This window comes from Streptomyces arenae (genome assembly GCF_022343545.1).
Taxonomy (GTDB): Bacteria; Actinomycetota; Actinomycetes; order Streptomycetales; family Streptomycetaceae; genus Streptomyces; species Streptomyces humi.
The window spans coordinates 97,387-111,857 of the sequence record NZ_JAKQYH010000013.1; the positions used below are offsets into that span (position 1 = coordinate 97,387).

Sequence of the window (14,471 nt, forward strand, 5' to 3'; positions counted from 1 at the left end):
GGCGGACCCGCCGTCCCCGTACCTCAGTACGGCACAGAGGGCTGCGCATTGTCCAGAGACAACAGGACGACTTCCTTCTGCGGGCTGCCCTTCGCGGACCCGCGGAGCATTCCGGCCGGCACCGTGGCCGCCGTCGCCGGCGTGGGCCATTCCCTGGGGAGCCCCCACCGCGGCGCGGAGCACGGGCCGTTCTTCCTGCGCACCGTCTCGAAGGAGTACACCTGGTCGGCCGCGTCGGCCCGGGTGGTCGACCTCCGCCACGGTGTGACACCGCTCGACGGCATCGTCGACGTGGGCGACCTGGCCACCACCGAGACCACGCTCACCGGCGTCCTGGCGGCGACCCGGGCGTTCGTCACGGAGCTCCCGCCGCGCGTGGTGCCGTGCGTGATCGGCGGCGACCACACCGTGACGCTCCCGGTCGTCTCGGCCCTCGCCGCACGGCGCGCCCGCCCCTTCACCGTGGTCCAGTTCGACCACCACCTGGACCTGCAGATCTGGGAGGGCGCCCCCGCCCGGCCCGGGAAACGGGATCCGGTCTTCCACACCAACGTCATGTCCCACGTGTCCGACGTGCTCGGTCCGGGACGCCTGCTCCAGGTCGGTGTCTTCCCCTTCGCCACCGTCGAGGACGACAGCGCGCACGCCCTGCCCGCCTTCCTGCGCTCCGTCGGCCGCCAGGTGCCGGTGTCGGCCCCCGAGATCGACGACGCCGACGCCTTCCGGGACGTGGTCGGCCGGGGCGGGGACCTCTACGTCAGCGTCGACCTGGACGTGCTGGACGCGGCCGAGATGTCGTCGACCGGCTACCCCGCGACCGTCGGACTGAGCCTGCGCCGGCTGCTGCGGCTGATCGACCTCGCCCTCGCGGCCAACCGGCTCGTCGGATTCGACGTCGTCGAGTTCGCGGCCGACCGGGCGGACCGGTCCCCGAAGACACTCGCCGACGCACAGCGCGCCGCACTCGTCTTCGTCCACCTGCTGAGCTGGGCCGGCCGGCAGCGGGACGCCCGGACGGACCCCTGACACCGCAAGCCCGCAGCCGCACGTACCGCGGCCTTCCCACGGGGGGACCATGCCCACCAGCGCACCGCGTACCCGAAACGCCTTCCAGGAGACGATGCTCGGTCTCACGTTCTCGCCGCTCCAGAAGAGCGACCTGTTCTCACGGGCGTGTGTGGAGCAGTACCAGACCGCCGACCTGTCCCGCCACGCGTACCGGTTCGCGCAGGTCTTCGAGCCCGACGTGCTCCGAGAGGTGGCCCTGCTCGAAGGGATCGCCTACGACTCGCTGGCCGAACTGGACCACCGCCCCTCGGAGGCGACCGCCCGGCTCGGTGAACTCGCCGACGGCGCGGCCGACCTGTCGGTGGTGGCGGCGGTCAACGTGGCGGCCGCCCTGATCAGCGTCTCGCGCTTCGGCCCCGCCGCCCGGATCCTGGACCGGACCGAGCCACGGGCCACCACCCCGCGCGACTCCTTCGAAGTGGGGATGCTGCGCTTCGTGGTGGCCAACCGGCGGGACGACGGCCCCGCCGTCTCCCGGGCCTTCCACGCGATGCGCCGGGCCGTCGAGTCCGGCACACTGCCCGCCGACCGCACCCTCGACGCCTGCGCGCAGGCCGTCGTCTGGTACATGAAACGCCGCGACCTGCCGACCGCGGACTTCCTCTGGTACGTGGCGGCCGGCCGTGAACTCGCCCAGCACCCGCGGGACCTGGGCGCCGGTTCACTGTCGGCCTGGTACCGCGCCCTCGCCATGGTGCCCGCGGCCCGCGGCAGGGCCCGGCTGACGCGCCGCTACATGGAGTTCACCCGTGAGGCCGCCGCGCACTCGCTGGCCGGCCGGCCGCGTGCCTACGAGGCCCACTTCCTCAAGACGTACCACGAGTCCACGCTGAAGGAGCACATGTACGTGACCCGGGACCCGGACCGGGCCGAGGAGGCGGGCCTCGACCTCATCGCGCTGGACCCGGCCTGGTCCCCGAGCTACGGCGAACTCGCCGACGCATACGCCCACTTCGGCTGGCTCGCGGACGCGGCCGCGCTCTACGAGAGGGCCGTCGCGACCGGGCCGCCGTACTACGGGCACCACCTCCTGCGGGCGGCCCGGGCCAGGGAGCGCCTCGGCGACGACGTACGCGCCCTGGAGCACTACGGGCGCCTGGCCGACCTCGTGCCCGGCGACGAGAGCGTGCTGCGGCAGGGCCTGGCCGTCGCGCGGCGCGTCGGCGACCCGGCCGCCGACCGCTTCCGGTCGCTGCTCAACCGGCTCCGCACCCCGGCGAGCGAGGCGACATGAAGCACACCGAACTGACCGTCAGGAACTACAGCGGCTTCGCGACCACGATCTTCCTCACCGGACTGGTCTCGGTCGGCTTCGGAGCCATCGACATCCTGCTGATCTCGCCCAAGGGCCTCGACCAGGTGGCGGCGGTCGGCCTCGGTGACGTCGTCAACGCGGGCCTCACCGCACTGCTCGCCATCGGCGTCGTGGACACCTTCAGCAGCCGCCTGGCGATCGCCGAGGGCCGCGGCGACCTCGCGCGGCGGCTGCCGGTGCTGGCGGCGGCCCTGCTCGTCCTCCTGCTGGTGGCCCAGGCGTCGGCCGTGCTGCTCTCGTCCGCCGTGCAGCCCGCGCTGCGCCTGGCCGGACAGGACCCCCGACTGGCCGGTCTCGCCGGGGACTTCGTGATCGTGCGCGGTTGCAGCCTCGGTTTCACGATCCTCTACGCGGCCCTGAACGAGGCCCTCAGGATCTGCGGGCTGAAGAACAGGTCCCTGCTGCTCCTGGTGGTCGGCTTCGCCACGAACGCCGCCCTCGACTGGGCCTTCCTCTACACGCCGCTGTCCGGCCGGTTCGCGTCCCCGGTGGTCGCGGTCGCGGCGGCGACCACCGGCTCCCAGCTCCTGATCGCCTGCTTCGCGCTGCGTTTCTTCCTGCGCCGGATGCGGGCACGCGGCGAGCGGTTCACCCGCCCCGACCGCGCCTCGGTCGTCGCCGAGACACGCTCGATGGCACGCAACGCGCCGGGCGTGGGCGCCCGGCACTTCAACGACTACGCGGGCACGATCACCGTCACCCTGCTGCTGGGCACGCTGGGCGTGCAGGTCCTCGCGGCGGTCACGGTGGCCACCAAGGTCTGGAGCCTGTTCTGCCGCATCCCGCAGGCCTGTGTGTCCGGCACCTTCGTGTACTACGGCTACCGGCTCGGCAAGAACGAGAGCGACCTGCCGGCAACGGCCCGCACCCTGCCCGCCACCGCCCGCACCCTGCTGCGCTACGCGGCGGTGCCCACCGCGGCCGGGGCCGTGACCGTGGCGCTGGCCGCCCCCTGGCTGGTGCGGCTCTTCGCGGGCGCCGGCCAGGACGAACGGCTCACCCGTTCCCTCCTGTTCGCCTTCCTGCTCACCGTCCCCGCCTACCTCCTGGAGAACCACTTCGGAGAGATCCTCTCCGTGCACCAGCGAGGCGCCCTGCTCGCCACCGCCTCGGCCGTCACCACGTACGCCCTCGCCGTGCCGCTGGCCGCCGTCGGCGTGTTCGTCCTGCACTCCCCGTTCCTGGTGATCGCCTCGGGCGTGCTGCCCTCGGCGGTGCTCGCCACCGCCTTCCACAGGTCGCTGCGCAAGGACCACTGGACCGGAAGCGAGGTGGACCGTGACACAGGTGTCGGCGTTCCGGCATGACCCGGTGAGGTCCGTCCTGCCCGGCGGCGGCCACGGCACCTTCCACTGGGACAGGGAACCCGTGGTGTTCGGCCACCGCCGCCTCACCCACCACAACGAACGGCTGGGCCGCACCCTGCCGGTCCCGGTCAGCGCCTCTCCCGCGGTGGTGCCGGGCATCGGGGTGCTGCTCGCCGCCGACGACGGCCGGGTGCGGTTCTACGGCCGCGGCCTGCACAAGGTGTACTGGGAGCGCCGCCTCGACAGCGGGGTGTACGCCTCGCTCGTGGTCGACCCCGGGCGGCGCCGGGTGGTCGTCGCGGCGACCAGCGGGCTGATCACCTGCCTCGACCTGCGCGGGAAGCTGGTGTGGGCCGCTCGCACGCGGCTTCCGGTGTACGCGACCCCGGTCCTGCTCCCGGCCGCCGACCTGCTCGTGGTGGCGGCCTTCCACGCGCGCTGTCTGGCCTTCCGCCTGTCCACCGGCGAGCCCGTCTTCGACCGGGAGCTGCCCGCACCCTGGCACGCGGCGGACGGCGGCACGGCCTCGTACCGGGACCCCTACGCCAGTCCGGCCGGCACGGACGAGGGCACCGCCGTCGTCTGCTGCGGCCACCACGTGATCGCCCTGTCCGGCGACGGCGGCGAGCTGTGGCGGTTCGCGGCCGACGCCGACATCAAGGCCTCCCCGGTCTTCGTCCGGGCCACCGGGGAGGTCGCGGTCTGCACCGTCGGCGGCACCTGCCTGTTCCTGGACGCCCGCACCGGACGGCTGCTGCACACGGAGTTCCTGGGAGCCAAGATCACAGCAAGTCCGGCGCTCTCGGCGGGGGTTCTGGCGGTGGGCGCCCAGGACGCCACCGTGACCGGCGTCGACGTCCGCACCCACACGCCCGTGTGGCGGACGGCCCAGGGAGCCCCGCACTCGTACACGTCCTTCAGCGTGCTGCCCAACGGGGACTTCGTCGCGACGGCCGAACGCGGCAACGTGATCGCGCTGCGCCGCCGCGACGGACGGTTCCGCTGGGAGAGCAGCCAGGTCCTGGGCCTGCCCGACCACGAGCCCCGGATGGACACCACCCCGCTCGCCTCGCCGGACGGCGCCCTCTACTGCGCCTCCTACGCCGGGGACTTCTACGAATTCCGATTCCAGCCCGCGAACACGGAGGTCGCCCCGTGCCGGCAGTAGCACCCGGCGCCGGTCCCGAGGCCGGCGCGAGCCCGATCGAGGAGTCGCTGGAAGGAATGATGTCCCGTCTGGACGTCATCCTCGCCGCCGACCGCCTGACCGACCGGACGCTCGTGGAACTCATGGCCATCTACAACAACGTGGCCTACGTGTTCCTCTACCTGGAGGCCGTCGACGACGACGAGAACTTCACCCGGTTGCTGCCCTGGCGCCGGGCGTTCTACCAGGACGACGACCGCACCGCCCGGATCGTGCGCCGGCTGCGGCAACTGCGCTGCGCCGACGCCCGGCTGGACGCCGTCCGCGAGGAGTACCTGGCGGAACTGACCGCGGGGGAGCGCCGCGACCCGGCCGAGGACGCCCGCCTCGACGACCTCCTCGACGAGGCGAAGGCGGTGCTGGCCGGGGTGCGGGACGCCCGGCGGGAGATCCTGCGGCGGGTGGGCGCCCGGGACGCGGAGGCCGATCCGGCGGCGGTCTACTACACCGTGCTGGGCTCCATGGAGAGCACGGCCACCCGGGACAAGCTGGCACGCGTGTGGGCGGCGGCACGGGACGCCCGGCAGCCCGCCCTGCTCGCCGCGCTCGACGCGATGGTGACGGTACGGCGCCGGCGGAGCGCGCGGGCCGGTCATCCGAACGTCGCGGCGGGGACGCTGGCCCGCTGCCGGGCCACCGAGGCCGACATCGCCGCCTTCGTGACGAGCTGCCTCGAGACGGCCCTGGCCGCACACGCGGAGGTGGAGTCCGAGATCGCCGCCGTCACCGGCGCCACCGGCCGGCCGATGGACCACCTCGGGTTCGCGATGCGCACCGTGTTCGGCGCCGGACGGGCGCCGGCGTTCCGGGTGGGGGAGTGCCTGGACTTCCTGTTCGCCGTGACCCGCGCCGTGTTCGGCCTCACGCTGACCCGGCAGCCGAGCGGGCACCCGCAGGTGATCAAGGTCGCCGTGCGGGACGCGGACGACGAGATCGGGGACATCCTGTTCGACCTGTGGGACACGGACCGCGGGACGCCCGGCCCCAACCACACCCTCGGCCTGCGCAACCGCACCGACTGGAGCGGACTGGTCCAGCGGCCCGTCGCGTACGTCTCGTGCCGGTTCCGTCCGGACACCGAGGGCACCGGACACATCACGTTCCAGAACGTGCACGGCATGTTCCACGAGTTCGGTCACGCCCTGAACCACCTCCTCCTGCGCACCGGCGTGCCGTTCCGCTCCGGACTCGAGTCCCTGCCGCCGGAGCGGCTGGAGTGCCTGAGCATGTGGTTCGAGAAGTGGGCCTGCCACCCGGAGTTCGCCCGTCGGCTGACCCTCGGCCCCGCGGGCGAGGAGCAGTGGGCGCGGTGCGTCCGCATCAAGATGTTCGAACAGCGGGCCGGCCTGCTGGAACAGGCCGTCACCGCCGCCCTGGACCTGGAGGTGCACCGCAGCGGCACCGGCGGACTGCGGGACGCCTTCGACCGCCTGGACGGCCGGTACGGCATCGGCCGCCACTACCAACTCGGCGATGTCGCCGCGTACTTCACCTGGCCCATGTACGTGGCCAACCCCGGCGCCAACTTCAGCTACCTGTGGGGAGCGGCCGACAGCGCCGGGAGGTTCGCCGCGTTCCGGGAGCTGAGCCTCGCGGACATCACCGGGCGGCCGGAACCGCGCGGGCTCCTCGCCCCCTGCTTCGACCCGGACGCGCCGGCCGAAGTCCCCGACGGTTCGGCCGTGTTCCGGCTGTACGGCTCGTCGGCCCTGACCGGATGAGGGGAGAACCCGCCACATGACCACGCTGTCGAACGGATTCACCCGGGCGCTGCTCGGCCCGCGGGACCCGGTCCTCGACGCCATCCTGCACCGCTCGCTGGCGGCCGCCGGGCTGCCCACGATCCAGGTCGACGACAACACGGGCCGGCTGCTCCGGCTGCTGACCGAGCTGCACCGGCCGCGCCATGTCATCGAGATCGGCACCTTGTTCGGGTACTCCACCGTGCACATCGCGCGGGGGCTCCCGCCCGGTGGCACCGTCACCACCCTGGAGGTGGACCCCGAGGCGGCGCGCGTCGCGGCGGAGAACTTCGCCCTGGCCGGGGTCGCGGACCGGGTGACCATCGTGGTGAGCGACGCCGTGGACCATCTCGCCACGGTGGCACCGGAAAGCGTCGGGATGCTCTTCATCGACGCCGACAAGAAGTCCTACCCGCGCTACCTCGCCCACGGCTTCCCGCTCCTCGAACCCGGCGGCCTGCTCGTCGCCGACGACGTCCTCGCCCTCGGCGACTACGGCGCCGAGTCCCCGGACCAGCCCACGGACGCCCGCGAGGTGGCCGCCCTGACCGCGTACACCCGTGCCGTCGGCCGCAGTCCACGGCTCCTCTCGGCGTTCGCGGGCACCGAGAACGGCCTGCTGATCAGCCGGAAGGAACGCCGATGACCGACCGGCGCGCGCTGGTCACCGGCGCCTGCAAGGGACTCGGCCGGTTCCTCGCCGCGAGCCTGGCGGCCGAGGGCTGGGACGTGACCGGCGTCGGCCGCTGTCCCGAGGAGCGCGTCCCGGCCGGACCCGACGTCACCTACCTCCAGGCGGACCTCTCCCGTCCGCAGACCGCCACCGCCCTGTCCGAACGGCTCGACCCCGCGCTGGACCTGGTCGTGCACTGCGCGGTGGCCTATCCGCCCGCCCGGCCGTCCGGGCCCGTGCCGCGCGACCTGGAGGAGGTGTTCCGCGTCAACGCCTTCGCCCCCTACCTCCTCACCCTGGACCTGCTGGCACGCAAACCCGCGGACCGGTTCTGCGCCTACGTCGTCGTCAACTCCGAGGCCATCTACGGCGCCGACGACCACTCGGCGGTCTACGCCGCCAGCAAGGCGGCGCTGCGCGTGCTCACGGCGGGACTCGCCGCCGGGTGCCGGTCCGCGGGCGCCGCCGTGGCGACGCTGCTGCTCGGCCCGCTGGCGGACCCCGCCAAACTCGCGGAGGCCGAGACGATCGCGGCCCGCAAGGGGCTCCCCGCCTCCGACGTCGTACGGCTGTTCCTGCGCAGATCGAACCCGAACCTGGTGATCGACCAATTCATCGACTACGCGGCCTGCCTCCGCAGCGTCCGCTACCTCGCCGAACTGGGCCCGACGGCCAACGGCATGCTCTGCAAGCTGGACGGCGGATCGTCGGGATCGCTGGTCTGACGTGCCACAGAGGGAGACGACCACATGATCGACCCGTCCCGGCAGATCGTCCTGGGCAACGACGTGCAGCAGCAGTACACGGAACTCAAGCACGAGCTGGACGCGGCGATGTCGCGGGTGATCGCGGACGGCCGGCTCGTCCTCGGCCCGGCGGTCCAGGAGTTCGAGCGCGACTTCGCGGCCTTCTGCGGTACGCCGTACGCCCTCGGCGTCGGCACCTGCACGGACGCCCTGTTCATGGCACTCACCGCGCTGGGCATCGGCCGCGGCGACGAGGTGATCACCTCGCCGGTCACCTTCGTCGCGACCGTCTCCGCGATCGTGCGCACCGGGGCGACACCGGTCTTCGCCGACATCGACCCCGGCACGTTCACCCTCGACGCGTCCGCCGTGGCGGACGCGTACACGGAGCGGACGAGGGCGATCGTGCCGGTCCACCTGTTCGGGCTGACCGCGGACCTGGATCCGCTGCTGGAGGACGCCCGCCGCGCGGGAGCGGCGGTCGTCGAGGACGCCGCCCAGGCCGTCGGCGCGGCGTACTGGGGCAGGCCCGCGGGCTCCTTCGGCGACGCGGCGGTGTTCTCGTTCTTCCCGACCAAGAACCTCGGCTGCTACGGGGACGGCGGCGCCGTCGTCACCGGCGACCCGGCGCTGCACGCCCGGATCGGCAGGCTCCGGGAGCACGGCTTCGAGCCCGACGGCTACGTCGCCGTGGAGGAGGGCGGCATCAACTCCCGCCTCGACTGCGTCCAGGCCGCCGTCCTGTCGGTGAAGATGCGTACCCTCCGGCAGGACATCGCCCGGCGCATCGCGGTCGCCGCCCGCTACGACGAACTCCTCCGGGACACCGACATCCGGACTCCCGAGGTCCCGGTCGGCCGGACGCACGCGTTCCACCAGTACACCGTCACCGTGCCGGGCGGACCGGAGCACCGGGACGAGACCCTGGCGTACCTGCGGAAGAACGGCGTCGACGCCCGGGTCTTCTACGGGCAACTGGTCCCGCACCAGCCCGCGATGGCCGCGCACGCGGGGGCGCCGGGCCGGTGGCCGGCGGCGGAGAGGTACGCGGACCACGCCCTCTCACTGCCCTGCCACCCGCGCCTGACGGCCGATCAGCAGAACTACGTCTGCGCACTGTTGAAACCCCGGTACTGACCGGCACCGACCCGAAGCACCGACCCGAAGCGACGCGAAGAACCGACGCGAAGAACCCGACACGAAGAAGGAGCCGGTGGATGACCGAGATCAGGGAATGCGAGCGCAGCGCCTTCGACTTCGACGAGTTCTTCGCGGTCTTCTGGAGGCAGCGGCCGCTGTTCGTCCGGGGCGGGGCCGAAGCCTTCCTCGGCCGTTCCTGGTCCCCGGACCAGTTCGCCGCCGCCCGCACCCGGGCGCTGGCACAGGACCCCGGCGCGGTGACCGAACGCCCGGACGAGGTCACGTTCATCGAGCGGGTCTCCGCCTTCGACCCCGGTCTGGCCGAGCGCGCCGAGGAGTTCGCCCGTGTCTTCGGCGCGCCCCGGGCCTGGTTCGACACCGTGCGCACCCACGGCGCGGACGGGATCGGCGCCCACTTCGACCACAGCGACAACTTCGTGCTCCAGCAGACCGGTACGAAGCGGTGGTCGCTCGCGGCACCGCACCACATCCGCGCCGAGACCAGGGCCCGGCGCATGATGGACGTGCCCGGCGTCGGAAGCCACGCCCTGCCGGACGCGGAGGTACTGACCTTCCAGGTGCGGCCGGGAGACCTGCTGTACATCCCGGTGCTCTGGCTGCACTCGGGAGTCTCCGAGGCGGACTCCCTGAGCCTGTCCCTGGTCTGCCCCGCGGTGTCGTTGCAGTCGGCGGTCCTGCCGTTCCTCGCGCAGGTCGCCAGGGGCCGTGCCGTCGGCCACCAGGTGGTGCCGGCCTTCCACGCCCACCTGTCCGACGCGGCGCGGGCCGAGGCCGAGGAGACCCTGCGACGGGCGACCCTGATGCTCCTGGAGCGCCTGACGACCGGGGACCTCCTGGCAGCGACCCTGCGGCTACAGGCGGAGCACCTGACCCGGCAGGCCGGCTGACGTGGCCCACTACAGCAGGATCTGCAAGGTGGTCGTCGATGTGCCCGCGGCCGACCACGACCGCGTCGCGGCCTTCTGGGGAGCCGCCGCCGGCGCACCCGCCGCGGTGGTCCCCGACTCGCCGGAGTACCTGAGCGCGTCGCTGCGCAGCCCCCGCATGTGGCTGTACTTCCAGCGCCTCGACTCGGCGGAGAGCGGCCCCCGCGTCCACCTGGACATCCACACCGACGACGTGGAGGCCGAGGTGACGCGACTGGAACGACTCGGGGCGGCACGTGTACGGCGCGTCCACTCCTGGTGGGTCATGCGCGACCCGGCGGGCCTCCTGTTCTGCGTCATCCCGCATCCCCCCGGCAACCTCGACGACAGCAACGCACAGCGCTGGGATTGACGTTCCCGGCGGTGCCTGTGCGAAGTCGAGCACAGGGCACGCATAGGATGACCCCGATGCGCCCCACCGAGCTGCCCGCCGAGCGACCGCCCCACCGGCGGTGGCGAGCGCTGCTCGTACTGGGTGTGCTGGCCGGGCTGCTGGGCATGCACGCGCTGGCACCCGGTGGCCTGATGGGGGGCCACGACGGACACGGTCGTGCCGTCCCCGCCACGGCGGTCATGGTCATGGCGTCCGACGGCTGCGCCGGCGACGACGGTCACTGCGGCGGCGGCCACGCACATCACGCCGACGCGACCTGCGCCTCCGGTGCGCTGAGCGGCGGACCGGCGCTGCCCGCGCCGGCACCCGACCCGGTGCACGTGCCCGTGCCCGCCCGCACCGCCCTCTCCCACCGGGCCACGGCACCGGACGGCGCCCGCGCCCCGCCCGACCTGGCGGAACTCCAACTCCTGCGGATCTAGAGGCACCCGAGCCGGCCGCGCACAGCGCAGCGGTCGTGCTCCCGCGTGCCCATTCACCGCCATCGCAGGAGATCCAGCATGACCACCACACGTACCCGTGCCGTCCTCGTCGCGCTCACCGCGACCGCCGCCCTCGCCCTCACCGCGTGCGGCAGCGGTGACGACAGCGCCGGCACCACGCACGCGTCCCACTCGGCGGCGGCCGGCGGCACCGCCTCCGCCACCGCAGGCGCGCACAACGCGCAGGACGTGTCCTTCGCCCAGGCCATGATCCCGCACCACCGGCAGGCCGTGGAGATGGCCTCCCTCGCCGCAGGCCGCGCCTCCTCCGCCCAGGTGAAGGACCTCGCCGGCCGGATCGAGAAGGCCCAGGACCCGGAGATCGACACCATGACGGGCTGGCTGAAGGCCTGGGGTGAGGACGTGCCCATGGCGGGCATGGACCACAGCGGTCACGGCGGCATGGCCGGGATGATGTCCGACAAGGACATGACCATGCTGAAGCAGGCCAAGGGGACGGACTTCGACAAGATGTTCCTGACCATGATGGTCCAGCACCACCAGGGCGCCGTCGAGATGGCCGGCACCGAGCAGGCCAAGGGCGCGTACGCCCCGGCCACGAGCATGGCCGGCTCCATCGTCACCGGGCAGAACGCCGAGATCAAGGAGATGAACAAGCTCCTCGGCAAGGGCTGAGCAGCAGCGGCGGCCGCGCCTCACCGGCGCGGCCGCCGTCCGCTCAGAGTGCCAGGACCTTCTGCAACGACGCCAGCGCGGACCGCAGTTCGTCCGCCGTGACGGTCAGCGGTGGGGCCAGCCGGATCGTGGAGCCGTGGGTGTCCTTGACCAGCACGCCCTCGTGCATCAGGCGCTCGCTGATCTCCCGCCCGGTGCCGATCGCGGGGTCCACGTCGACGCCCGCCCACAGTCCGCGCGCCCGGAAGCCGACCACTCCGCTGCCGACCAGCTCCGCAAGACCGTTCCGCAGGACCACGCCCAGCTCGGCCGCCCTGCGCTGGAACCCACCGCCCTCCAGCAGCTCCACCACCGCCGTGCCGACCGCAGCCGCCAGCGGGTTGCCGCCGAACGTCGAGCCGTGCTCGCCCGGGTGCAGCACGCTCATCACCTCCCGCCGGGCCACCACCGCCGACACCGGCACGATCCCGCCGCCCAGCGCCTTGCCCAGCAGCAGCACGTCCGGCACCACGTCCTCGTGGTCGACGGCGAGGGTACGCCCGGTGCGGCCGAGCCCTGACTGGATCTCGTCGGCGATGAACAGGCAGCCCGCCCGCCGGGTCAGCTCCCGGACACCGGTCAGATAGCCGTCGTCGGGGATCAGTACCCCGGCCTCGCCCTGGATGGGCTCGATGAGCACCGCCGCGGTCGTCTCGTCGACCGCCGCCTCCAGTGCCGCCAGGTCGTTGTACGGCACGACCCGGAAGCCCGGTGTGAAGGGGCCGAAGCCCGCGCGGGCGGTCTCGTCCGTGGAGAAGCTGACGATCGTGGTCGTACGGCCGTGGAAGTTGTCCGCGGCGACGACGATCGTGGCCCGGTCGGCGGGGACGCCCTTCACGTCGTAGGCCCACTTGCGGGCCACCTTGATGCCGCTCTCCACCGCCTCCGCGCCGGTGTTCATCGGCAGCACCATGTCCAGCCCGGTCAACTGGGCGAGGCGTTCGGCGAACTCGGCGAGCCGGTCGTTGTGGAAGGCACGGGAGGTGAGGGTCAGCCGGTCGAGCTGGCGGTGCGCGGCCTCGATCAGGGCGGGGTGGCGGTGGCCGAAGTTGAGCGCCGAGTAGCCGGCCAGCATGTCGAGGTAACGGCGGCCCTCGACGTCCTCCACCCAGGCGCCCTCGGCGCGGGCCACGACGACGGGCAGCGGGTGGTAGTTGTGCGCGAGGACCGGCTCCTCCGCCTCGATCAGGCCGGCGGAGGAACGCGTGCGTGCGGGTGCGGTCATGTGTGGGATCTCCTGGTCCTCAGCGGATTTCCTGGGTGCAGCACTTGATGCCGCCGCCGGCCTTGTGGAATTCGGACAGGTCGACGGGGACCGGCTCGTAGCCCTGGTCGGCGAGCCGGCCGGCCAGCGCCTCGGCCTGCGGGGCGATGAAGACGTGGCGGCCGTCGGAGACCGAGTTCAGTCCCCAGGCCAGCGCGTCGTCGCGGGTGGCGAGCACCGCGTCCGGGTAGAGCCGGCGCAGCACCTCGCGGCTGCCCGCCGAGAAGGCCTCCGGGTAGTAGACGACGTTCTCCTCGTCGAGGACGAACAGCGCGGTGTCCAGGTGGTAGAAGTACGGGTCCACCAGCGTCAGGCTGATCACCGGGTGACCGAAGAACTCCTGCGCCTCCCGGTGCGCCTCGCGGGACGTCCGGAAGCCGGTGCCGGCCAGCAGGTACCGGCCCGTCCACACCAGGTCGCCCTCGCCCTCGACCACCGAGCCGGGGCGGTGCACGTCGTAGCCCGCGGTCTTGAACCACAGGTCGTAGTGGCCCGACTCGGGGCGCCGCTCGGGGGCGTGGAACAGCGAGCCGAACACGCGCCCGCCGACGACCACCGCCGAGTTGGCGGCGAAGACCATGTCGGGCAGGCCGGGGACCGGTTCCAGCCGGTCCACGCTGTGACCGCGGGCACGGTAGGCGTCGATCAGCGCCGTCCACTGCTCCTGGGCCAGATCGACGTCGACCCTGGTGTCGGGGTTCATCCAGGGATTGATCGCGTACTGCACGGCGAAATGTCTGGGTTCACAGACAAGGAAGCGCCTGAGGCGCGGCACACGGCTTTCGGACACAGAGGGGTTCCTCCGCTTTCCCGCGGTGTCGACTGAGGGTTGACACCAAGGTAGAAAGCGTCGGATACGGGCGACAAGAAACGAATGCTGCGCGTTCGCGCAGGAATGCTGCGTCTCCGGTCGTACAAACGCAGCATCGGTGCGTTTACTCCGGGGCCGCGACCGTCGCACCGGCCTCCGGGCTCTCCGGCAGCAGGTGCGACAGCACCATCACGCTGATCGTCTTGCGGATGAACGGCTCGACCCGGATCCGCTCCAGCACCTCCTCGAAGTGGTCCACGTCCCGGGCCCGGACGTGCAGCAGCGCGTCCGCGCCGCCGGTCACCGTCATGGCCGCGGTGATCTCCGGATGGTTGCGCACCACCTCCGCGAGCCGCCGGGGCGGCGCCGCGCCCTCGCAGTACACCTCGACGTACGCCTCCGTGCGCCAGCCGAGCGCGGACGGCTTCACGGTGGCCGTGAACCCGGTGATCACACCGGTCTCGCGCAGCCGGTCGACCCGCCGTTTCACGGCCGTCGCGGAGAGCCCGACGGCCGCGCCGATCTCGGCGAAACTGGTCCGCGCGTTCGCCATCAGCGCGGTGGTGATCTTCCGGTCGAGATCGTCGAAGGAGGCGGTGCCGCTGTTCATGTGCGCACTGTAACCGCGGCGAACGGCACTTCGGGAACGCCACTTCAACCGGTTCGTCCGCCGCGGACGTCCACGTCCGCGACATGTCCA

15 protein-coding genes are annotated in these 14,471 nt (G+C 72.6%); 12 read left to right on the forward strand and 3 right to left on the reverse strand.

The window, feature by feature from the left end; all coding sequences use genetic code 11:
- Nucleotides 1-48: 48 nt before the first annotated feature.
- The 12 genes from MB828_RS06995 (at nucleotide 49) to MB828_RS07050 (ending at nucleotide 11,657) form a co-directional block, all read left to right on the forward strand.
- Nucleotides 49-1,026 (forward strand): arginase family protein, encoded by a 978-nt coding sequence (locus tag MB828_RS06995; RefSeq protein ID WP_301647387.1) that lies wholly within the window; start codon nucleotides 49-51, stop codon nucleotides 1,024-1,026.
- Between the two features lie 49 nt (nucleotides 1,027-1,075).
- Nucleotides 1,076-2,302, forward strand: coding sequence for a hypothetical protein (locus MB828_RS07000; protein ID WP_301647388.1), 1,227 nt, complete (start codon nucleotides 1,076-1,078; stop codon nucleotides 2,300-2,302).
- On the forward strand, nucleotides 2,299-3,690 hold the full coding sequence (locus tag MB828_RS07005; RefSeq protein ID WP_301647389.1) for an MATE family efflux transporter: 1,392 nt from the start codon (nucleotides 2,299-2,301) through the stop codon (nucleotides 3,688-3,690). The genes MB828_RS07000 and MB828_RS07005 overlap by 4 nt, the downstream gene beginning before the upstream one ends.
- Nucleotides 3,662-4,858, forward strand: coding sequence for a PQQ-binding-like beta-propeller repeat protein (locus tag MB828_RS07010; protein WP_301647390.1), 1,197 nt, complete (start codon nucleotides 3,662-3,664; stop codon nucleotides 4,856-4,858). The genes MB828_RS07005 and MB828_RS07010 overlap by 29 nt, the downstream gene beginning before the upstream one ends.
- Nucleotides 4,846-6,618 (forward strand): M3 family metallopeptidase, encoded by a 1,773-nt coding sequence (locus MB828_RS07015; protein ID WP_301647391.1) that lies wholly within the window; start codon nucleotides 4,846-4,848, stop codon nucleotides 6,616-6,618. The genes MB828_RS07010 and MB828_RS07015 overlap by 13 nt, the downstream gene beginning before the upstream one ends.
- Nucleotides 6,619-6,634: 16 nt before the next feature.
- Nucleotides 6,635-7,285 carry an O-methyltransferase gene (locus MB828_RS07020; RefSeq protein WP_301647392.1) on the forward strand — a complete coding sequence of 217 codons (651 nt, stop codon included), beginning with the start codon at nucleotides 6,635-6,637 and terminating at the stop codon, nucleotides 7,283-7,285.
- A complete protein-coding gene (locus tag MB828_RS07025) occupies nucleotides 7,282-8,037 on the forward strand; it encodes an SDR family NAD(P)-dependent oxidoreductase (protein WP_301647393.1) in 756 nt (251 codons plus the stop codon). Before MB828_RS07020 ends, MB828_RS07025 begins: the two co-directional genes overlap by 4 nt.
- Before the next feature lie 24 nt (nucleotides 8,038-8,061).
- Nucleotides 8,062-9,195, forward strand: a complete 1,134-nt coding sequence (locus tag MB828_RS07030; protein ID WP_301647394.1) for a DegT/DnrJ/EryC1/StrS family aminotransferase — start codon at nucleotides 8,062-8,064, stop codon at nucleotides 9,193-9,195.
- An 80-nt stretch (nucleotides 9,196-9,275) separates the two neighbouring features.
- A complete protein-coding gene (locus MB828_RS07035) occupies nucleotides 9,276-10,106 on the forward strand; it encodes a JmjC domain-containing protein (protein WP_301647395.1) in 831 nt (276 codons plus the stop codon).
- A gap of 1 nt (nucleotide 10,107) precedes the next feature.
- A complete protein-coding gene (locus tag MB828_RS07040; protein ID WP_301647396.1) occupies nucleotides 10,108-10,497 on the forward strand; it encodes a VOC family protein in 390 nt (129 codons plus the stop codon).
- A gap of 56 nt (nucleotides 10,498-10,553) precedes the next feature.
- Nucleotides 10,554-10,961, forward strand: coding sequence for a DUF6153 family protein (locus tag MB828_RS07045; RefSeq protein WP_301647397.1), 408 nt, complete (start codon nucleotides 10,554-10,556; stop codon nucleotides 10,959-10,961).
- 78 nt (nucleotides 10,962-11,039) lie between these two features.
- Complete coding sequence (locus tag MB828_RS07050) at nucleotides 11,040-11,657, forward strand: DUF305 domain-containing protein (RefSeq protein ID WP_301647398.1); 618 nt, start codon at nucleotides 11,040-11,042, stop codon at nucleotides 11,655-11,657.
- A 43-nt stretch (nucleotides 11,658-11,700) separates the two neighbouring features.
- On the opposite strand, the gene rocD is transcribed toward MB828_RS07050, so the two are convergent.
- From rocD to MB828_RS07065, 3 genes are all read right to left on the reverse strand, one after another.
- Nucleotides 11,701-12,921 carry an ornithine--oxo-acid transaminase gene (gene rocD / locus MB828_RS07055; RefSeq protein ID WP_301647399.1) on the reverse strand — a complete coding sequence of 407 codons (1,221 nt, stop codon included), beginning with the start codon at nucleotides 12,919-12,921 and terminating at the stop codon, nucleotides 11,701-11,703.
- A 19-nt stretch (nucleotides 12,922-12,940) separates the two neighbouring features.
- The gene (ddaH, locus tag MB828_RS07060) at nucleotides 12,941-13,750 is read right to left on the reverse strand and encodes a dimethylargininase (protein ID WP_301647400.1); all 810 of its coding nucleotides are present in this window, start codon (nucleotides 13,748-13,750) and stop codon (nucleotides 12,941-12,943) included.
- Between the two features lie 145 nt (nucleotides 13,751-13,895).
- Nucleotides 13,896-14,381: an Lrp/AsnC family transcriptional regulator gene (locus tag MB828_RS07065; RefSeq protein ID WP_046729975.1), complete on the reverse strand. Its 486-nt coding sequence runs from the start codon at nucleotides 14,379-14,381 to the stop codon at nucleotides 13,896-13,898.
- Nucleotides 14,382-14,471: the final 90 nt, after the last annotated feature.